Genomic DNA, 20,965 nt, shown 5'->3' on the forward strand with positions numbered 1-20,965 from the left:
ACAAATCCTCCTTACTTGGCGGCCATGCGCAAGGCACCGTCGAGACGGATCACCTCGCCGTTGAGCATGCTGTTTTCGATGATATGCCGAACCAGCGCGGCGTACTCGGCAGGCTTGCCCAGACGTGGCGGGAACGGTACGCCGGCGGCCAGTGAATCGCGGACTTCCGGGGTCATGCCGGCCATCATCGGCGTTTCGAAAATGCCTGGGGCGATGGTCATTACGCGAATGCCGAAGCGCGCCAGTTCACGGGCAGCCGGCAGGGTCAGGCTGGCGATCGCGCCTTTCGAAGCAGAGTACGCCGCTTGGCCGATCTGGCCGTCGAACGCCGCGACAGATGCAGTGTTGATGATCACACCGCGTTCGCCATCAGCGTTTGCCTCGGATTCAGCGATGGCCGCAGCGGCCAGACGCAGCATGTTGAAGCTGCCGATCAGGTTGACATTGATCACTTGGGCAAAACTGCTCAGCGCATGCGGGCCGTTCTTGCCGAGGATCTTCTCGCCACGGACGATACCGGCGCAGTTGACCAGGCCGTTAAGGCTGCCGAAGGCTTTGACCGTCGCCTGCACAGCAGCTTCGGCGGCGGCTTCGTTGCTGATGTCGGCGACCACACTTTGCGCGCCCAAACGCTGAGCCTGAGCGGCCACGGCTTCGGCGTTCATGTCCACCAGCATCACTTTCGCGCCGGCACTGACCAGCAATTCAGCGCTGGCAGCACCCAGGCCGGATGCGCCGCCGGTAACGATAAAAACCTTGTTTTCGATCTGCATGACTGTAGTTCCTGATCTTCAAGCTGAAACGTTATGCGCCGCGGCCTCTTGAGCCTTGGCGATTTCCTGGTTGCGCAAGATAAAGCGCTGCAATTTGCCACTTGGGGTCTTGGGCAATTCGCTGACAAATTCGATTTCACGCGGGTATGAGTGCGCGGCCAGACGCTTGCGCACATGTTGACGCAGCTCTTCCGCAAGCTCCGGCGCGGCACGGTATTGCGCACTCAGCACCACGAAGGCTTTGACCAGTTCGGTGCGCTCCGGATCGGGTTTGCCGACCACCGCCGCTTCGACCACCGCCGGGTGTTCGATCAGCGCACTTTCCACATCGAACGGGCCTACGCGGTAGCCGGACGTGGTGATCACGTCATCGCTGCGGCCGACGAAGCTGATGCTGCCGTCCGGGTTCCATTCCACGGTGTCGCCGCTCAGGTAGTAATCACCGACGAACGCTTTGGTCGGCGCGCCTTCGTAACCGCCGAACCAGCACATCGGCGATTGTGGGCGGTCGATGGCTAGGATGCCCGGCTGGCCGACGCCAAGTTCGTTGTACTGGTCGTCCAGCACGACGATGCGGTGCCCCGGCGAGGCAAAACCGGCGGCGCCGACGTGTACCGGATGGTCGAGGCCGTGGTGATTGCACAGGACCATGCCCAGTTCGGTCTGGCCGTAATGGTCGTGGATGACCACGTCGAGGTTGTCGGCAAACCAGCGGATCACTTCCGGATTCAGTGGCTCGCCAGCGCTGCTGACGATGCGCAGCTTGCCTTTGATCGACTTGGCGAACACGTCCCCGCCGGCAATCAGCAAACGATAAGCCGTCGGTGAACCGGTGAGGTTGGTGATGCCGTACTTGTTGATCACCCGGCAGGTGCTTTCGAGGGTGAACGGGCCATCGTAGAAGGTGATCGGGTGGCCCATCGACAACGGCCCGGTGACGCCGAAGTAGATGCCGTAGGCCCAGCCCGGATCGGCGACGTTCCAGAACGCATCTTCCGGACGCAGATCGACGGCATCGCGGGTATAGCTCTGGAAGGCGACGATGGCTTTTAGCGGTACTGACAGGGCTTTCGACGGGCCGGTGGTGCCGGACGTGAACATCAACAGGAACGGGTCTTCGCCGGTCAGCATGACCGGCTCGCAGACGTTGGAATAGTTGGCCAGTTCGGCCCAGAAGCTGAAATCACCTCGGACAATGCCCTGGCCTTTGGCGCCGCCGACGGTAACTAGCGTCGGGCAATCGGCGACTTCAGCGAGTTTCGGCCGATTGACCGCGTCGGTGACTACGACTTTGGCGCTGGAGCTGTTCAGACGATGTTCGAGGGCTTTGGGGCCGAATGCGGTGAACAACGGCTGATACACCGCGCCGATGCGCCAGGTGGCCAATACGGTGATGAGTAATTCGATGTTGCGCGGCAGCAGGCCGGCGACTTTGTCACCCTTCTGCACGCCTTGAGCGAGAAGGAAATTGGCGAAACGCGCGGCTTTATCCTGTAGCTCGCTGAAGGTGTACGTCGCACTGGCGCCATCACGGCCCTCCCAGAACAGCGCGATGCGCCCCGGCAAGGCGTGGCGGTCGCAGCATTCGACACAGGCGTTGAGCGCCTCAAGCGTACCGCTCAGCGCGGCATCCACGGTGTGCTGATAGTTGAACTGTGCGGTGGCAGACAGGTAATCGCGCATTGCCAGAATCCCTCTGTTTTTTATTAGGTTGGGAACCGTAAACAACAGAAAGATAGTCGCGCTGTGGGGCGGCGGCGGCAATGGTCAAAGCCATCAATGTGGCTGACTGGTTTGGCCAACCCTGGCAGGTACACAACCGTTTTCTTACAAGCTGATAATTATATGTAGTGGTCGCAAACAAACTGGCCTGATAGCTTCAAACAACAAACACCCCCTATCTTTCTTTATCAAACAAGGAACACACCGTGTCGCCTGAGCAAAGCTTATTTAATGACAAAGATTTTATTTTCAAACAATCGGTACATGCTCAATTCAACGACCACCCTACATTGCGAAGTGTTGCCAGATCGCAACTGGAAGATTATTTACATTACTGTTTGCAACCAGGCTCACTGTCCCTTGATACGTTGTTCTATCGTGATACCCGATTTGACCCGGAAGCCGAGCCCGTGCCTTATCTCGATGCATTCATTCGGGCCTTCACCGAAGGGCGCAGTATTGTTTTAACCGAAGAAAACCTGATTATTCCGGTGCAAGCCGAAGGCCGCGCGGGAATCGATCTTGTTGAATTCCAATCGGCTCAGAAAGAAATATGCCAAACACTGGTCGCCACGTTACAGCAACAGTTGCTGGATTACTGGCAGCAACCAGCAGATAACGGCATGAGTCGTTGGCAGTGGCTGTCGGAGGTAATAAAAGATGCCTGCGCATTGAACATCAATGAATCGCTTCACCAGACAGATCCAGACTTGCATTTCGCTTTCACTGGATTGGTCGTCACATCAGAAAAACAACATCGACAACTATTTAACGAGCATTTAAGGCCGCCGGTTTATCTTTTGCACCTCACCTTGAATAACGGGACGGATAATCTCTCGCTGATCTATCCTGCCTTGCTCGTCACTGACAAGTCAGGAACAGTATTGATTCAACCCTCGGGGGCCTGGGAACGATTCAGCTCCGAAGCAGACTGCCTGCAGAATGTTGCGCGGCAATTGCAGCATCAATGGGAGTTTACCGAGCTGAGCGTTGATCGCTATGAACCTGATGCGGACATCTTTGACGAACTGGTGCGGGTCCTGATTGATCAGCAGTTGGTGGAACTTGAAAGCATCCGGATTCCGGCCGACGGAGTGTTCGAGGACGCTGAGCAGTTGTTCGATCAGAGCTGCGATCCGCTTCGACTGTTGGCCGGCCAACAGCCGCATGTTTACCAAGCGGAACATGTCGACAAGCATTTGCCGCAATGGCTCAAGGACGCCGACCCTGACGATCGCCTTACTTATCGGCGTTATGTCTCGGCCATGGCCGTCACTCATTTACAGTATGACGGCGCGACGTTTTTCACCCATCTCGATTCCATTCGCGATTTTGCCTATCAAGCCCTCGTCGCTCAGATGAGCCGTGACGGACATGAGCCGGTAAATCCTGATGACATGGAACTCCACATCAAGGTTGCGCGAGGCGTACCGGGTGGATGGGGAACCGTGGAAACCACTCGCTTGGGCATCATCGATTTTGCCCTGGAAAATCTCGCCGGCCTGCCATGGGGCACGATGACCGTCAAAGGCCTGCATCAGCGCACTGTACCCGCGTGGATGACCCCCGATTACGTCAAGGGTCTGATCCAGTCGGTGGACATTGGCCGTACCTACCCGGCGTATCTGAAACAGCATCTGCTTGAAAATCGCCCCGAGGCGTCGTCCCGACAAAATCTGTTTACGGTTCACCTGCGCAATCAATTGCCGCTCCAGGCACTTGAGGCCAAACTGACCGGCGCCCATGGTTTTGACGATGACGGTGTACGTCTGATCGTTGCGCTGGCGGATGGCAGCGAGACCTCTCAAGACATCGTCGTCAGCCCTTTGCAGCTGCGGCTCGGGCCGGTTTTGAATATGTTCGTCATTGCTGCCGGCACCCGCAGTGATGCCCCCGTCGTCCTCTATCGCCCCTTCTATTCCCCTTCGTTGACCCAATACCGTTCGCGCAGCCATCTGGAACAGGCGATTCAGTCCGACGCCGCGCTGCAGAAGAGCATCCATGAATGGTACAAAACCGTGGTCAGGCACACCGGACTGCTGGGCGCTAACGAAATACGCCTGCGTTGGGAACTGAAAAACGTGTCCCCACTGCAGGGCGATGTATTTCAGCACTTGTATGAGGCGAACAGCCGGGCGCTTGTTGAGTTGGCAGACCGGCAATCAGTGTCCAACGCAGAGAGTCGCTGGGCCCATTTCAAGACGTTGAGCTGGTTGATTTTCGAGTCGTTGTTGCCGCTGGTGACCGGGCCGGCAGCCACCGCCGGATGGTTAGTGCAATTGGCGGTAAGTCTCAAAGGCGACCTGGAGGCACTGTCGCAATCGGACGGTCAGGACAAGTCATTTGCCGTGGCCGACCTGCTGCTGAATCTGGCGGCAGTCCTCATGCACGCCGGGCGCATTTCGACAGGGGCAAAAAACGCCGAAAATCTCCCGCACCTGTCGATCGAACCGGAAGTATTCGATTATTCCGTTGAAAGTCCCGCCCCCGCTACGCCTGATGTGCCGGTTGTCGAAAACCGTAGTTTGCCGAGTGAGCGGCACCCGCAGGTGGACCTGTCGCTCACTGAAAACGCTTTGGCTACACCACGTTCGTCCTATTCCGGAGCGCAGAAAGCGATACTCGACAGTTTCGCGCTGGAGAAGCCGGCAGATCTGGGAGAACCCGTGGCGCAAGGACGCAACAAAGGGCTATATCGATACAACGACAAATGGCACGCGCTGGTTGAAGATCAGTTTTTTCGGGTTTCGATTGAAGAAGGGCCGGTGCTTATCATTGATCCGGCGGATAACCTGCGACCCGGTCCCTTCCTGATCTCCGACGGTCAGGGGCGATGGACAGTCGATAACAAGCTGTATCTCAAGGGTGGCACGCCGAACAAGCGCGGCCATGACGACTCCAACACCGAGGCGCCGGGTCCGTCACGACGGGCAGTCGCTGACAGTAGCGGTTTTCCGACGGTTGTCGAAACTGAAATCACGCCATTGCCCAAGCGCCTGTACCACTACGTGAACAGGGATAAACTGGCGACGATCAAAGCCACGAAAAGCGCGTTTATCGCCAATTCGTCCAACGATGCTTACGGCAGGCCGCAGCGCGATATCGTCGGACTGTACGTGACCGATCTCGCGCCGGACTCAATGCCGCTGCAGCAGCTTTCGGAAACCCTGTTTGGTAAAAACCGGTACAACGTCTCATCCCGTGCCAACAAGATCCACGCGGTACTGGAACTTGATCCCACGCTTTATCCAGAGGGCAGCGTAAAGCTGTTCAAGCTCGAGAGCCCGAAGCTGAAGGATCATATCTATGTCCTGCGCGGCTCGAAGAACGATTTGCAGTTGCGCATCAAGGCTTCGGCGTTCGGTACCGGCACAACCACGTTGGTCAGCGTGAAGGAACTGTAAGTGACGCCTCGGTCGAGCCAGCTTCGGCTGGCTGGCTGAGGATCAGGTTACGGTAGTGCCCAGGGTTGGAGCCTGCCCATTTGCGGAACGCTTTATAAAATGAGCTGACATCGGCAAACCCCAAGCGGCTGGCGATCTCGACAAAACTGATCGAAGGTTCCGCCAGCCAGACAATGGCCAACTCCTTGCGCACGCTGTCCTTGAGGCCTTGATAGGTCTGCCCTTCCTCGGCCAGACGTCGACGCAGTGTCGAGGCCGACATGCACAACTGTTGGGCCAGGGCTTCGGTTTCCGGCCATTGCTCGGCAGGCAGCTGCCGCAGATCCTGCTTGATCCGACTGGCCAGGCTCTGCGGGTCGCGGTACTTGACCAGAATGTTGGCCGGGGCGTGGGCGAGAAAGCGCTTCAGTTCTTCGGCACTGCGCTTGATCGGCAGGTCGAGGCAATCGGCGGAGAAGATCATCCGTGTCCGTGGCCGCTCGAAACGCAGGTTTTCCGAAAACATTACCCGGTAGTCATCGGTGAAGTCCGGCGCCGCACAGCGCAATTCAATCGCCAGAATCGGTATCCGCCGCCCGGCCAGCCAGCAGGCCACACCGTGGACGATCATCCAGTAGGTGAAATAGCTGAAGGCGCGGCGTGGTTCGGGTTCATCTTCCATCAACACGATTTCCGCGAGACTTTGCTGGTGCAGCAGTTGCGCCGGCATGCGCTCAAGCATCAGCGACAGAAAGCTCAAACCTGTGCTCAACCCCGCTGCCAGCGTCGGTTGCGCCATCGCGCTGCGGCACAAGAACTCAAGGCTGCCGGACTTGAGCTTGCGCGGATCCATGCCGAAAAACTCGTCATCACCGCGTCGGGCCAATAACCGCCAGAGTTTCGCGTACTGCGAGGCCGGTACCCGGCCGTGCTCGGTTTGCAGCAACGCCGGATCAATCCCGACCTTGTTCAAGACTTCTGCCGTGGCCACGCCCGGGGCACAACTTTGCAGCAGCGCTTCACGCACCAGTTGAACGGCGATGGTGTCTTTTTCCGACATGGAGCGCGATAAACCTTGTTGTTTTTGGGTGGTGGGCATCTTACCGCAACCAACGCAAATCCCGTGTAGGAGCTGCCGAAGGCTGCGATCTTTTGATTCTAAAAACCAGGATCAAGAGATCGCAGCCTTCGGCAGCTCCTACAGAGTTCCGATGTCACGCGCATGAGAATGGTTGTTCTTCAACTTGTTCAGCTTGTGTTCAGGTTTATGTCAATCAATGTCATGTGAGAATGACTTTCATTATGTTACAACTTGTAACCTCTAGAAATGACCTCTTGGACACCAAATGCTTGTTCCCTTCCTGATCATGCTGCGCGAAGGCATTGAAGCCGCGCTGATCGTTGGCATTATCGCCAGCTACCTGCAACAGACCGGCCGTGGCCAATGGATGCCTGCCGTATGGATCGGGGTTTTCCTCGCTGCGGCCCTCGCCCTGCTGGTCGGTGGAGGCCTGGAATTGGTCAGTGCCGAATTCCCGCAGAAGCAACAGGAACTGTTTGAAGGCATCGTCGGGCTGGTCGCCGTGGGCATTCTCAGTTCGATGGTGTTCTGGATGCGCAAAGTGGCGCGTTCGATCAAGCATTCGCTGCAAGCCTCGCTGGATGAGGCGCTGACTTCTTCAAAGCATCAGGTCATTGCGCTGATCGCCATGGTGTTCTTCGCAGTCGCCCGTGAAGGCCTGGAGACGGTGTTCTTCCTGCTCGCGGTGTTCCAGCAAAGCGAAGGCCCAGGCGCGCCGATCGGTGCCCTGCTCGGTTTGATTCTGGCGATCATCGTCGGCTTCCTGATCTACAGCGGCAGCATGCGCCTCAATCTTTCCGCGTTCTTCAAGTGGACCGGCCTGTTCATTCTGGTGGTCGCCGCCGGGATTCTTGCCAACTCGGTGCAGGCCCTGCATGAAGCCGGGCTGTGGAATCACCTGCAAACCGTATTGTTCGACTTCAGCGCGACGCTGCCGATGGACGGCCCGCTGGGTTCGGTGCTGGCCGGCATGTTCGGCTACCAGGATGCGCCGACCGTCAGCACCCTTGGTGCCTATCTGATTTATCTGCTGGTAGCACTGGTGATGTTCTTCCTGCCGGCGGCCAAACCCACTGCGCAATCGTCTTCCGTTTCCAGCCAATAAGGGCATTCATGTCAAAGCCTAACTCTCCTCAGGCCTCCCCTCCCCGCGCCTTGCGCTGGGCGGTGGCCGGCTCGGTGGTGGTGATGATCGCCGCCGGTGGTCTGTTTTATTACGCCTCGAAAATGGCTGCGGCCAAGCGTCAGCACAACCACGATGAAGTGGTGGTGAATATCCATCCGGGCAATTGCGAGCCGAACGCGCTGACTGTGCCGGCTGGCCGCGCCAGTTTCCGCATCGTCAACCGCTCCGACCGGGCCGTGGAATGGGAAATCCTCGATGGCGTACTGGTCGTCGAAGAGCGCGAAAACATTGCGCCGGGCCTGAGTCAGGTGATCAACGCCAATCTGCAACCGGGCGATTACGCGATCACTTGCGGCTTGCTGAGCAATCCGCGCGGCACCCTGCATGTGACACCTACTGCCGCTTCTGATGCTGCCGCCAAGGCCAAACCGTCGATGGTCGCCTTCGTCGGGCCGCTGTCGGAATTCCGCGTGTATCTGGCCAGCCAGAGCAGCGCGCTGATCAAAGCCGTCACGGCGCTCAATCAAGCGATTGAAAGCGGTGATCTCAGCCAAGCCCAGGCGCTATACCTGCCCGCGCGTGCGGCTTATCAACATCTGGCGCCGGCCGCTCAGCGCCTGGCCGAACTGGACAACAGCATCAACGCCCGCGCCGACTATTTCGAAAAACGCGAACAGGATCCGGCCTTCGTTGGTTTCCATCGCCTCGAATTCGGCCTGTTCCAACAGCGCAAACTCGACGATCTGACGCCGGTCGCCCAGCGTTTGCTCAGCGATGTCACCACGCTCAAACAGCAATTGCTCGCGCAATCGTTGCCACCGGAGCAACTGGTCAACATCATCGTGCGCAACCTCAACACCTTGGCTGACGTCCGCGCCGCCAGCGGTGAAGAAGAACGCTATAGCCACAGCGACCTCAACGGTTTCTCCGCCAATGCGCAAACCGCGCGCAAAGTCGTTGACCTGCTGCGGCCGATGCTGAGCAAGTCAGCCGCCGACCTGCTGCCGAAAATCGACCGGGCACTGGCGGATTTCGACAGCGAACTCGACACCTACAAGATCAAGGACGGCTACGCCAGCTACGACACCGTCAGCGGCGCACAACGCAAGCAGATCGCCGACAAGGCCCAGGCTCTGGCCGACGCACTGGATGGCATCGATCCCGCCCTCGGCCTCTCCGGCCTGTAAGCAGAAGACCCATTCCCGATGAAAGATCTAGAAACGCTCAACCTGCAACGTCGCCGTGTCCTGATGGGCATGGGCGCCGCCGGTGTCGCCCTCGCCGGGTCCGCCCTGAGCTGCCCGGCCATGGCTGCCGCGCCAGCACAGGTCACTGAAGCACCGAGCAGCGACAAGACCGAAGACCGCCACGATTTCCACGGTGTGCATCAAACCGGCATCGTCACTCCGCGTCCGGCCTCGGGCATGCTGGTTTCATTCGACGTATTGGCCAGTGATCGCGAAGACCTCGAGCGGCTGTTCCGCACGCTCAACGAGCGCATTGCCTTCCTGATGAAGGGCGGCCCGGTCGCGCAGATCGACCCGAAACTGCCGCCACCGGATTCCGGCATCCTCGGCCCGAACGTCACGCCGGACAACCTGACCATTACCGTTTCCGTCGGCGAGTCGCTGTTCGATGAGCGCTTCGGTCTGGCCGACGCCAAACCCAAGCGCCTGATCCGCATGGTCGGTTTCCCCAACGATGCACTGGAAGCCGATTGCTGCCACGGCGACCTGAGCCTGCAGTTCTGCTCGAACACCGCCGACACCAACATTCACGCCCTGCGCGACATCGTCAAAAACCTGCCTGACCTGCTGCTGGTGCGCTGGAAGCAGGAAGGCAGCGTGCCGCCGCAAGCCCCGGCGAAACCCGGTGTGCCAGCACAATCGGCGCGCAATTTTCTCGGCTTTCGCGATGGCTCGGCCAACCCCGATTCCAACGACAGCAAAGCCATGGATCGCCTGGTGTGGGTGCAACCGGGCAGTGATGAACCGGCCTGGGCGGCGCACGGCAGCTATCAAGCAGTGCGGATCATCCGCAATTTTGTCGAGCGCTGGGACCGCACGCCGCTGCAGGAACAGGAGAGCATCATAGGTCGGGTGAAAACCACCGGCGCACCGATGGGCGCGCAGCGTGAAAGCGAAGTTCCGGATTACAGCAAAGACCCGGCCGGCAAGCTGACCAAACTCGACGCGCACATTCGTCTGGCTAATCCGCGTACGGCTGCAACCCAGGCCAACCTGATCCTGCGCCGGCCATTCAACTATTCGAATGGCGTAAACAAGAACGGCCAGCTCGACATGGGCCTGCTGTTCATCTGTTACCAGGCCGATCTGGAAAAAGGCTTCATCACCGTGCAGACCCGCCTCAACGGCGAACCGCTTGAGGAATACCTCAAACCGGTCGGCGGCGGGTACTTCTTCACCCTGCCCGGTGTTACGGGCGACAAGGACTTCATCGGTCGCTCGCTGCTCAACGCCACACAACCGAAAACCGCTGCATAAAACAACATCCCAACACTGGAGCCGCCCCCATGAAAAAGACGCCACTCGCGTTATTGCTGACCCTTGGTTTGCTCAACACCCCGCTGTCAGCGTTCGCCGCGACAGCGCCGCTGGATCTGGTCGGGCCGGTGTCGGACTACAAGATTTACGTCACCGAACAATTGGATGAACTGGGCAGCCACACTCAACAATTCACCGATGCGGTGAAGAAAGGCGACCTCGCCACTGCGCAAAAGCTCTACGCACCGACCCGCGTTTTCTACGAGTCGATCGAGCCGATTGCCGAGCTGTTCAGTGACCTCGATGCGTCCATCGACTCCCGTGTCGACGATCACGAGAAAGGCGTGAAGGCTGAAGACTTCACCGGTTTCCACCGCATCGAGTACACGCTGTTCTCGGAAAAAAGCACCCAAGGCCTGAACGAACTGGCGGACAAGCTCAACAGCGACGTCAAAGACCTGCAGACCCGCGTCGCCGGGCTGACCTTCCCGCCGGAGAAAGTCGTCGGCGGTGCTGCTGCGCTGCTGGAAGAAGTCGCCGCGACCAAGATCTCCGGCGAAGAAGATCGCTACAGCCACACCGACCTGTATGACTTCCAGGGCAACATCGACGGCGCGAAGAAAATCGTCGACCTGTTCCGTCCGCAGATCGAGCAGCAGGACAAGGCGTTTGCAGCGAAGGTCGACAAGAACTTTGCCACCGTCGACAAGATTCTGGCCAAGTACAAGACCAAGGATGGTGGTTTCGAGACTTATGACAAGGTGAAGGATAACGACCGCAAGGCGCTGGTCGGGCCGGTTAATACGCTGGCGGAAGATCTGTCCACGTTGCGTGGCAAGCTTGGTCTCAACTGAGTTCTTGTAGCGTCTGAGCGGGCCCCTTCGCGAGCAGGCTCGCTCCCACATTTTGAACTGCATTTCCCTGTGGGAGCGAGCTTGCTCCCACATCTGGAATGCATTCCAACTGTGGGAGCGAGCCTGCTCGCGAAGGCATTTTCAGCCGCACTGAATAACTTTGATTTTTTAGAGAATCCGATAGAGCAACCGCTCAATCCGCACCCGACTCACGCGCTTGAGGAACTTGGCCACCCCGGCCGGGTATTCCGGCAGCGTCTCCAGACTCTGAAAGCTGTCGATCCGATTGGTATGGCGGAAAATCTCTTCCAGCTCCTTCGCCCGCGGTTCCAGCCATTCCCCTTTCGGATCATCGATCAACAAGGCGTTCTCAAGATCCAGGCGGAACGCCCGAGGATTGAGGTTGTTGCCGGTCAGCAGCGTATAGCGCTGGTCGACCCACATGCCCTTGAGGTGATAGGTGTTGTCGCCATCACGCCACAAATGCAGGTTCAACTGACCGCTGTCGATGTTGCGCTGATGGCGTTTGGCGAAGCGGCGCAGGCTGATCTCGTACAGATACGGCAGCGCCGCGATCACCTTGAACGGCTCGCTCGGCGGGATATAGAAGTCGTTGGCGGTCTTGTCGCCGACGACGATGTCGATCTTCACACCGCGGGCCAGCGCGCGGTTGATCTCGCGGATCACACCCAGCGGCAGATTGAAGTATGGCGTGCAAATGGTCAGCTGTTTTTGCGCGCTGGCGATCAACTCGAGAATCGCCCGGTTCAACGGGTTGTTCTTGCCGACGCCCAGCAACGGAGTGACTGAGAGGCCTTCTCTTGCCGTACTGCCGGTGGCCGTGTCGTACGTTGCATATTTGAGGCGACTACGCAGATCGCCGATATCGTTGCGCAGGCTGCGCGTGGTCGGCAGGTTGGGCAGATCGAGGCGATGCACTGCTTTCGATTCGATCAGACCGTGTTTGACCAGATGATGCATCGAGTCCGCCAGTTCGTGGCTTTGCAGCACGTGATAGCGGTCGAAGCGGTACTTGTCGAATTTGTGCAGGTAAACGTTGTTCAGGCTCGCGCCGCTGTAGACCACGCAGTCGTCGATCACGAAGCCCTTCAAATGCAGCACACCAAACAGCTCGCGGGTCTGCACCGGCACGCCGTACACCGGCACTTCGCTCTGGTGCGTGCGGGTCATTTCCTGGTACCACGCCGAGTTGCCCGGCTGCTTGCCGGCACCGATCAGTCCACGCTGGGCGCGCAGCCAATCGACGACCACGGCAATTTCCAGCTCGGGACGCTTGAGTTTGGCGGCGTGCAAGGCATCAAGGATTTCCTGACCGGCTTCGTCTTGCTGCAGATACAGCGCAACGATGTAGATACGCTGGGTCGCTGCGGCGATTTTCTCGAGCAGGCAACGACGAAATTCAGCGGCGCCGGACAGAATGGTCACGGCCTCGGCGGTCAGCGGGAAGCTGCGCAATTTGGGCAGCAAGGAGCGTTTGAAAAGCAACGGCATAGGGCTCGCAATGGGTCGAATCCGAAGAACCCGAGAGCTTACACCATCGCATCCTTCGGGTCTTGTTAGTGTCTGTCATAACCCCTTCGCGAGCAGGCTCGCTCCCACAGGGGAATGCATTTCAACTGTGGGACCGAGCCTGCTCTCGAAGACGATTTCACAGTCGACAAAAATCCCCGCTTGACCAAGGAGAACAATCGTTCTACTGTTCGTCACATGAACGAAATCACTAGCAATGACACACGCGACATCATTCTGGATGTCACCGAAAAGTTGATCTACAAAAGTGGCATCGCTGCCACCAGCATGGATCTTCTGGTGAAAACCGCCGGCGTCTCCAGAAAAAGCATCTACCGTTACTTTGCCGACAAGGACGCCCTGACCGTCGCCGCTCTGCAACGCCGTGACGTACGCTGGATGCATTGGTACAGGAACGCTGTCGATCAGGCCGAAACCCCGGCCGATCGCCTGCTCAACCTGTTCACCGTGCTCAAGAGCTGGTTTGCCTCGGAAGGCTTTCGTGGCTGCGCCTTCATCAACACCAGCGGCGAGACCGGCGATCCGCAGGACCCGGTGCGCCTGGTCGCCAAAGAACACAAACAGAAGCTGCTCGACTACGTGTGCGAGCTGTGTGCCGAACATGGTGCCGAGGATCCGCAACTGCTGGCCAGACAGCTGCTGATCCTGATTGACGGTGCCATTACCGTAGCGCTTGTGATGGGTGATCACAGTGCCGCCGATAATGCGCAATGCATGGCGCGAAAGTTATTGGACCTGTAACGCCTTAATAAGCCGGACTTGTTGTTCAATTATTAATTAGATCGGGAGACTGAACATGTCTACTGCAGCCCAGGTACGTCCGCCATTACCGCCCTTCAACCGTGAATCGGCGATCGAGAAAGTTCGTTTGGCCGAGGATGGCTGGAACTCCCGCGACCCGGAACGGGTATCGCTGGCTTACACCCTCGACACCAAGTGGCGTAACCGCGCCGAGTTCGCCAACAACCGCGAAGAAGCCAAGGCCTTTCTGACCCGTAAATGGGCGAAAGAGCTGGATTATCGTTTGATCAAGGAGCTGTGGGCTTACTCGGATACCCGCATCGCCGTGCGCTACGCCTACGAATGGCACGATGACTCGGGTAACTGGTTCCGCTCTTATGGCAATGAAAACTGGGAGTTCGACGAGCAAGGCCTGATGTTCCAGCGCTATGCGTGCATCAACGACATGCCGATCAAGGAAAGCGAACGCAAGTTCCACTGGCCACTGGGCCGTCGTCCGGATGATCATCCGGGCCTGACCGAACTCGGCCTGTAAGCCAACACAGCTCCAACTGTAGGAGTGAGCCTGCTCGCGATAGCGGTGTGTCAGTCAACATACAAGTTGAATGTTCAGACGCTATCGCGAGCAGGCTCACTCCTACAGGGGATGTGTGGGGTTCAAGCGACGGCGGCAGTCTTCTCGGCCTCCAGTTCACGCACCAGCGGCAACACCCGCCACCCGAAATATTCGACCTCTTCCTGAAAATGCAGAAACCCCGCCAACACCAGATCCACACCCACCGCTTTCAACGCGACAATCCGCTCGGCAATCTGCAACGGCGTGCCAATCAGATTGGTCTTGAAACCATCGTTGTACTGCACCAGATCCTCAAACGTTGATTTCGCCCAGTTACCCTCGCCCTCCGGTGAAGCCCGGCCCGCCTGCTTCGCCGCATCGCCAAAAGCGTTTACCGCTTCCGGATCAGCCTGATCGATGATCTGCGCAAGTACCGCCCGCGCTTCTTCTTCGGTATCACGGGCGATGACAAAGGCGTTGACGCCAACTTTCACAGAATGGTTATTCGCCGCTGCTTTGGCACGAATATCGTCGACCTGCGCCTTGATCCCTTCAACGCTGTTGCCATTGGTGAAATACCAGTCCGAGACCCGTGCGGCCATGTCCCGTGCCGCACGCGAACTGCCACCCTGAAAGATCTCCGGACGGCCCAAGGGTTTCGGTTTCAGGCTGTAATTGTCGAAACGGTAGAAGTCGCCGCGAAAGGTAAAGTTGTCCTGACTCCACACGCCGCGCAATGAACGAATGAACTCTTCGGAACGACGATAACGCTCGTCGTGCTCCAGCCAATGTTCGCCGATGGCCTGGAACTCGCCTTTGAACCAGCCACTGACGATGTTCACCGCGATGCGGCCGTTGGTGAGTTGATCGATGGTCGCCAGCTGTTTTGCAGCCAACGCTGGTTGCCACGGGCCGGGCAGGATCGCTGCGATCACCTTGAGTTTGCTGGTGGCCGCGAGTAACGCGTGGCTGAACGCGACTGACTCATGCTGGAACTCCGCACCGTAACCGGCGGTGAAGCGGATCTGCGTCAGTGCATATTCGAACCCGGCGGCTTCGGCGATCTGCGCCAGTTTGCGGTTGTAATCGATGCTCCAATCGGTGCGCTGTTCGATCTTGCTGACCACCAGCCCACCACTGACGTTCGGCACCCAGTAGGCAAATTTTACGGCTTGCTGACTCATTGGCGTGTCCTCGGGAGGTTTGCGGAGATGGGAGTGGTAGAGCAGCAAGCGTGCCAGCCTGGAAATGCCCGGTTTTGTTGGGTATCGGGGTGAAGTTGATGTTTTGTGGAAGGCGGATTTGTTGGCAGGTTGTTGTGTGGGCAACAGTTGGATTGGGGGCGGCATGAAGAATGCCTTCGCGAGCAGGCTCGCTCCCACAGGGTGGAATGCATTTCAAAATGTGGGAGCGAGCCTGCTCGCGAAGGCGTCAGACGGGTCGCCGCAACAGTTGGATACAGGTAACATGACCGCCCTCCCCGCAGCTCACGTTCTGCGCCCTGCCGAATAAGCCGATTCCATGCCTTTCGAACTCAGCGTTGACCTCACCACCCTCGCCATCCTGGCCGTTGTCGCTTTCATTGCCGGTTTCATCGATGCCATCGCCGGCGGTGGCGGTCTGTTGACCACGCCTGCACTGCTGACGGCCGGCCTGCCACCGCATCTGGTACTCGGCACCAACAAGTTGAGCTCGACCTTCGGTTCGGCCACCGCCAGTTTCACCTTCTACAAACGCAAGCTGTTCCACCCTCGACAGTGGACGCATGCGATTGTCGGCACTTTGATCGGCGCACTGACGGGTGCCGTCGTCGCCCATTACCTGCCGGCCGAATGGCTGAACAAGATGCTCCCGGTCATCGTCTTCGCCTGCGGCCTGTATCTATTGTTCGGCGGCACGCCAAAAGCGCCGCTGGACAGCGATGCGCCGATCAAAAAGAAATGGCAGTCGACCCAAGGCTTCAGCCTCGGTTTCTATGATGGCGTGGCCGGTCCCGGCACTGGCGCATTCTGGACGGTGAGCAGCCTGTTGCTCTACCCGATCGATTTGGTCAAGGCCAGCGGTGTGGCGCGCAGCATGAACTTCGTCAGCAACATTGCGGCGCTGTCGGTGTTCGTGTTTTCCGGGCAGGTGGACTGGATCATCGGCCTGAGCATGGGCCTGTCGGTGATGGTCGGCGCGTTCTTTGGCGCGCGCACCGCGATCAGCGGCGGCGCCAAGTTCATTCGCCCGGTGTTCATCACCGTGGTACTGGGATTGACCGTGCGCCTAGCCTGGCAGCACTGGTTCAGCGTGGCCTAAGCGCCGCGCCACGTAGACGTCGATCAGGTAACGGGCAATCGACTTGGACGCCGGCAACGGCGGCAGGTCGTGCACGTTGAACCACTGGGCGTCTTCGATCTCGTCTTCCTGACAGACAATCTCGCCACCGGCGTACTCGGCATGGAAGCCGAGCATCATCGAATGCGGGAACGGCCAGCACTGGCTGCCCAGATACTGAATGTTCTGCACCTCGATCTGCACTTCTTCGCGCACTTCACGAATCAGGCAATCCTCGGCCGACTCGCCCGGCTCGGCGAACCCGGCCAGCGTGCTGTAGACGCCAGTGACGAAACGCGGTGAGCGCGCCAGCAGGATCTCGTCGCCACGGGTAATCAGCACGATCATGCTCGGCGAAATGCGCGGATAACTGCGCAGATCGCACGGCTGGCAATACATCGCCCGTTCACGCGGCACCTGGGTCATCGCCTGCCCGCAGTTGCCGCAGAAGCGATGTTCGCGGGCCCACGTGCCGATCTGCGCGGCGTAACCGAGCACTTTGTAGATGGTGTGATCGCCATCAAGCATGAACGCCCGCAGGCCTTTCCAGTTACAACCCGACACTTCGCTGGCACTGCGCAGTTCCAGCAAGTACACCGGCTCGCCATCGAGATGGCCGATGCCGTGCTCGGCGAGGACCGACAGGTCCTGACGCTTGAGCCATTCCCGGGGGAACAGCGCGCCGTTGTCGTCGAACAAAAAGCCTTCCGGGCTGCGCGCCACGGCCCAGCCGCCGGGTTGATCGGTGTCCAGTACTGCAGTGGTCCAGCGAGATGTCATGGTTTCTCAGTCCAGAAATTCGGGTTTCTGTTTGCTCATATGGGCGGCCATGGCCACGCGCAAGTCGGTGGATTGCAACATGGCGGCGTTCCAGGTGGCAACGTATTCGAGACCGTCGTCGATGCGATGGTCGCGCATGTAGCTGATCATTTCCTTGGTGCCGGTGACCGCGATCGGCGACTTCGAAGCGATCTCGCGAGCGATGTCCTGCACACCTTCGAGCAGCGCGTCCTTGTCGCTGTAGACGCGATTGACCAGGCCGATGCTGCGCGCCTCATCAGCGCCGAAAGTGCGACCGGTGTAAGCCAGCTCACGCAGCATGCCGTCACCGATGATCCGTGGCAACCGTTGCAAAGTGCCAACATCGGCGGCCATGCCGATATCGATTTCCTTGATCGAGAATTGCGCGTCTTCGGCGGCGTAACGCATATCGCACGCGGCGATCAGATCGATGGCACCACCCAGGCAGTAACCTTGAATGGCCGCCAACACGGGTTTGCGGCAGTTGTCGACGGCGTTGAACGAGGCTTGCAGGGTGAGGATCTTGCGGCGCAGCAGGCGCGCGTTGCGACCGACGTCCTTGCCCAGCTCATTGGCGACGCCGGCGAGCATCATCAGGTCGATGCCCGAGGAAAAGTGTTTACCGTTACCGCTGAGCACCACCACGCGCACTTCGTCGGTGTCGTCGATCCACTGGAAGATCTCGACGATCTCGCTCCAGAACGCCGCGTTCATCGAGTTGATCTTTTCCGGACGATTGATCTGCACATGGGCGATGTTGTCGGCCAGTTCGACGCTGAAGGCGGAGTATTGAGTCATGGCAGTGATCCTTTACCGGGCTGAAAATGAGGCCCGAACTATAACAAGGCATCACAGTGGCGGTTCGGCCAAATGCGGGACTGTCTTGAGTTTTACTTTGCCTGTGCCGGCCTCTTCGCGAGCAGGCTCGCTCCCACCCTGTTGAAATGCATTTTCCCCTGTGGGAGCGAGCCTGCTCGCGAAAGCGTCCGATCAGTCACTACAAATCATCGAGCCAAACGCCGCAACCCAAACAACATCCCCCCCGCCCCCAGCAACATCGCCGCCAGAAACAGCGGATAGGAAATCCACCAAGGCGTACCCGCCGTCATCATGCTGAACTCCGACATCCCGCCAATGCTCGCGATCAGGTTCAACGGCAGAAACACCACGTTGATCAACGTCAGTTTGCGCAGCAGGTTGTTCATGCTGTTGTTCATCAGATTGCCGCGCGCATCGATCAACCCGGAAAACACCGTCGAGTAGATTTCCGCCTGCTTGTAGCACTGGTTGTTTTCGATGATCAGGTCGTCGATCAGGCCGATCGCTTCACTGCCGAAGTGCTGTTTTTCCGCATGATTGCGCAGCCGCGTCAGCACTGCGCCGTTGCTGTGCAGGGCATTGATGTAATAGATCAGGCTTTCGCTGAGGTTGAACATCTGCACCAAGTGCTGGTTCTGCATCGATGCATTGAATTTCTGCTGCAGCTCGCGGGCGACCAGTTTGATCACCTTCAGGTGCCCGAGGTAGTGATGGATGTTGTTGAACAGCAAGTCGAGCAAGACATCCAGCGGCGTGTTCAACGGCTGACGGGTGCCGAGGCCGTGCAGCGGCGTGTCATCGGTGGCGATCACCAGCAGTTGCCCGGGTGCGAACAGCAATCCGCAGGACGACACTTCAAATGCCAGACTGCCACCGCCGGAATAGTTTTCCGGACGTTTCCAGATCAGGAACAGATGGTCGGGATGGAACTCAATGCGCGACACCTCGTCCGGGTCCAGCGCTGACGCCAGTGCATGCTCGTCGACTTTGAAATGACTGTGCAGCAAGTCGCGCTCGGCGGCATCGGGGTTGCTGAACAGCATCACCTCGGCGTCCAGTCGCTCGACCCGCTGCAGGGCGCCGTGGCTCAGTGCGAAGCTGTTGATCATCGGCGCCTCACCACGCCTGGCCGCGACGCTTGAGTTCCAGGCGGCGCACGAACTCTTCCAGCACCAGTGAGTACAGATCGTCGTGCAAATAGGCGTCTTCAATGCCGGCGTCGAGGTTGGGGTTGTCGTTGACTTCGATCACCACCACTTTGTCGCCGGCCTGCTTCAGATCGACACCGTAGAGGCCATCGCCGATCAGGTTGGCAGTTTTCACCGCCAGTTCCACCACCGCCCGCGGTGCCTCGTGGATTGCCATCGTTCGGCATTCGCCGTTGACGTCCTGACCTTTGGCCTTGTGGTTGTAGATTTGCCAGTGGCCCTTGGACATGAAGTATTGGCAGGCGAAGATCGGTTTGCGATTGAGCACGCCAATGCGCCAGTCGTATTCGGTGTAGAAAAACTCTTGAGCCAGCAGCAACACCGAGTGTTCGAACAGTTCGGCGGTCGCTTCGAGCAGCGCCTGCTGGCTTTCGACCTTGATGACACCGCGCGAGAAGCAACCGTCTGGAATCTTCAGCACCAACGGAAAGCCGAGGCGTTCGCCGACCCGTTCGAAGTCCTCGGGTCGCTCCTTGTAGAGAATTTCGGTGGCGGGCATACCCAGTTGATGGCTGTTGAGCAGATCGGTCAGGTACACCTTGTTGGTGCAGCGCAGTATCGACGTCGGGTCATCCATCACCACCAGCCCTTCGCTCTCAGCCTTCTTGGCGAATCGGTAAGTGTGATTGTCGACGCTGGTGGTTTCACGGATCAGCAAACCGTCGTACTCGGCGAGACGTGCGTAATCCTTGCGTTCAATCAGCTCGACATCGATGCCCATGCCCTTGCCGACCCGGACAAAATTCGCCAGCGCCTTGCTATTGGACGGCGGCAAGGCTTCCTGCGGATCATGCAGAATCGCCAGGTCGTAGCGCGCTACTTGCGGCGAGCGCGGTACACGCCAGACTTTACGACTGAAACCGTCCAGCGCATTGGCGAACTGATCTTCCTGATCATCGCGCAACTTGTGCAAAGCGCCAGACTTTATCCCTTCGATGTGCCAACCGTTAGTTCGGCGGAACTCAACTAACAGGATCGGGCAGGGAAACACTTCAAACAACTGCCGCGCCAGATCCTGTAATGGTTCGATATGGGTCCGACCGAAATACAGGGTCAGGGTAAAACCTTCGGTATCACTGTAGAGATGATGACTGAGGGCTTTCTCGAGGGTTTTATCGAGGTCATCCAGCGCCAGGCCATACAGTGATTTTTTCGTCAGTTCGCTGATGGTGCGCACCGAGGGAATCACCTTGTGCCCCCGTGCTTCGGCGAGCAGCGAGCAGTAGTAGCCATGGCCCAAGTACTTGTAGCTGCGGCATAGATTGATCACCTGAACGCGCTTGCCCGGCTCGCTGCCGCAGCTGTGTTCGAGGTATTCCTGGGCGGTCAGGATGTCTTCGCTGGGGAAGTATGAAGCCCAGTCCTCCTTGCGTTCGACAATAATCAACACTTGACTGGAGGCTTTAATCGCTGAACTTAAAAGAGTTGCCGCCGGCAAACTTTGCTCGGATACTTCGCGCCAATGACCCTGTACCGCTGACATAGAGATTGATCCGTTGGAGAACAAGACCTTTTCTATTAAGCACG

Annotated in this window: 17 protein-coding genes; 8 read left to right on the top strand and 9 right to left on the bottom strand. The window is 58.4% G+C overall.

Translation table 11 applies throughout. From position 1 onward, the window contains the following. Nucleotides 1–11: 11 nt before the first annotated feature. A complete protein-coding gene (locus tag HU718_RS15685; protein ID WP_102899817.1) occupies nucleotides 12–773 on the bottom strand; it encodes an SDR family NAD(P)-dependent oxidoreductase in 762 nt (253 codons plus the stop codon). An 18-nt stretch (nucleotides 774–791) separates the two neighbouring features. Further along, on the bottom strand, nucleotides 792–2,456 hold the full coding sequence (locus HU718_RS15690) for an AMP-binding protein (RefSeq protein WP_186615038.1): 1,665 nt from the start codon (nucleotides 2,454–2,456) through the stop codon (nucleotides 792–794). 245 nt (nucleotides 2,457–2,701) lie between these two features. Here HU718_RS15690 and HU718_RS15695 point away from each other — a divergent pair, with 245 nt between their 5' ends. Continuing rightward, on the top strand, nucleotides 2,702–5,899 hold the full coding sequence (locus HU718_RS15695) for a dermonecrotic toxin domain-containing protein (RefSeq protein ID WP_186615036.1): 3,198 nt from the start codon (nucleotides 2,702–2,704) through the stop codon (nucleotides 5,897–5,899). Here the strand turns inward: HU718_RS15695 and HU718_RS15700 are convergent. Continuing rightward, the gene (locus HU718_RS15700) at nucleotides 5,880–6,938 is read right to left on the bottom strand and encodes an AraC family transcriptional regulator (protein WP_186615034.1); all 1,059 of its coding nucleotides are present in this window, start codon (nucleotides 6,936–6,938) and stop codon (nucleotides 5,880–5,882) included. The genes HU718_RS15695 and HU718_RS15700 overlap by 20 nt on opposite strands. A 286-nt stretch (nucleotides 6,939–7,224) precedes the next feature. Here HU718_RS15700 and efeU point away from each other — a divergent pair, with 286 nt between their 5' ends. Genes efeU through efeO (HU718_RS15720) form a run of 4 tightly spaced genes read left to right on the top strand, consistent with a single transcriptional unit; the run spans nucleotide 7,225 to nucleotide 11,443 of the window. Further along, nucleotides 7,225–8,064 carry an iron uptake transporter permease EfeU gene (efeU, locus tag HU718_RS15705; protein ID WP_150708560.1) on the top strand — a complete coding sequence of 280 codons (840 nt, stop codon included), beginning with the start codon at nucleotides 7,225–7,227 and terminating at the stop codon, nucleotides 8,062–8,064. A gap of 8 nt (nucleotides 8,065–8,072) precedes the next feature. Then, complete coding sequence (efeO, locus tag HU718_RS15710) at nucleotides 8,073–9,272, top strand: iron uptake system protein EfeO (protein WP_186615032.1); 1,200 nt, start codon at nucleotides 8,073–8,075, stop codon at nucleotides 9,270–9,272. Between the two features lie 18 nt (nucleotides 9,273–9,290). Then, entirely contained in the window at nucleotides 9,291–10,589 is a 1,299-nt protein-coding gene (gene efeB, locus HU718_RS15715; RefSeq protein WP_150708562.1) for an iron uptake transporter deferrochelatase/peroxidase subunit, read from the top strand. A gap of 29 nt (nucleotides 10,590–10,618) precedes the next feature. Continuing rightward, nucleotides 10,619–11,443, top strand: coding sequence for an iron uptake system protein EfeO (gene efeO, locus HU718_RS15720; RefSeq protein ID WP_150708563.1), 825 nt, complete (start codon nucleotides 10,619–10,621; stop codon nucleotides 11,441–11,443). A 168-nt stretch (nucleotides 11,444–11,611) separates the two neighbouring features. On the opposite strand, the gene pssA is transcribed toward efeO (HU718_RS15720), so the two are convergent. Continuing rightward, entirely contained in the window at nucleotides 11,612–12,955 is a 1,344-nt protein-coding gene (gene pssA, locus HU718_RS15725; RefSeq protein ID WP_186615030.1) for a CDP-diacylglycerol--serine O-phosphatidyltransferase, read from the bottom strand. Nucleotides 12,956–13,171: 216 nt separating this feature from the next. On the opposite strand from pssA, the gene HU718_RS15730 reads away from it, so the two are divergent. Continuing rightward, nucleotides 13,172–13,735, top strand: coding sequence for a TetR/AcrR family transcriptional regulator (locus tag HU718_RS15730; protein ID WP_150730869.1), 564 nt, complete (start codon nucleotides 13,172–13,174; stop codon nucleotides 13,733–13,735). 55 nt (nucleotides 13,736–13,790) lie between these two features. Further along, entirely contained in the window at nucleotides 13,791–14,270 is a 480-nt protein-coding gene (locus tag HU718_RS15735; protein ID WP_186615028.1) for a nuclear transport factor 2 family protein, read from the top strand. Between the two features lie 122 nt (nucleotides 14,271–14,392). Here HU718_RS15735 and sfnG read toward each other — a convergent pair whose 3' ends face one another. Next, entirely contained in the window at nucleotides 14,393–15,475 is a 1,083-nt protein-coding gene (gene sfnG, locus HU718_RS15740) for a dimethylsulfone monooxygenase SfnG (protein ID WP_186615026.1), read from the bottom strand. 337 nt (nucleotides 15,476–15,812) lie between these two features. Here sfnG and HU718_RS15745 point away from each other — a divergent pair, with 337 nt between their 5' ends. Then, on the top strand, nucleotides 15,813–16,592 hold the full coding sequence (locus HU718_RS15745; protein WP_095118808.1) for a TSUP family transporter: 780 nt from the start codon (nucleotides 15,813–15,815) through the stop codon (nucleotides 16,590–16,592). On the opposite strand, the gene nudC is transcribed toward HU718_RS15745, so the two are convergent. From nudC to HU718_RS15765, 4 genes are all read right to left on the bottom strand, one after another. Continuing rightward, on the bottom strand, nucleotides 16,560–17,390 hold the full coding sequence (gene nudC / locus HU718_RS15750) for an NAD(+) diphosphatase (RefSeq protein ID WP_150708569.1): 831 nt from the start codon (nucleotides 17,388–17,390) through the stop codon (nucleotides 16,560–16,562). The two genes, HU718_RS15745 and nudC, sit on opposite strands and share 33 nt — an antisense overlap. 6 nt (nucleotides 17,391–17,396) lie before the next feature. Further along, complete coding sequence (locus HU718_RS15755; RefSeq protein WP_150730871.1) at nucleotides 17,397–18,209, bottom strand: crotonase/enoyl-CoA hydratase family protein; 813 nt, start codon at nucleotides 18,207–18,209, stop codon at nucleotides 17,397–17,399. 206 nt (nucleotides 18,210–18,415) lie between these two features. After that, nucleotides 18,416–19,339, bottom strand: a complete 924-nt coding sequence (locus HU718_RS15760; protein WP_150730872.1) for a magnesium transporter CorA family protein — start codon at nucleotides 19,337–19,339, stop codon at nucleotides 18,416–18,418. 7 nt (nucleotides 19,340–19,346) lie between these two features. Continuing rightward, nucleotides 19,347–20,921: a RimK family ATP-grasp domain-containing protein gene (locus HU718_RS15765; RefSeq protein WP_225936798.1), complete on the bottom strand. Its 1,575-nt coding sequence runs from the start codon at nucleotides 20,919–20,921 to the stop codon at nucleotides 19,347–19,349. Nucleotides 20,922–20,965 lie beyond the last annotated feature (44 nt).

Source organism: Pseudomonas tensinigenes, assembly GCF_014268445.2.
In the GTDB taxonomy this organism is placed as follows: Bacteria; Pseudomonadota; Gammaproteobacteria; order Pseudomonadales; family Pseudomonadaceae; genus Aquipseudomonas; species Aquipseudomonas tensinigenes.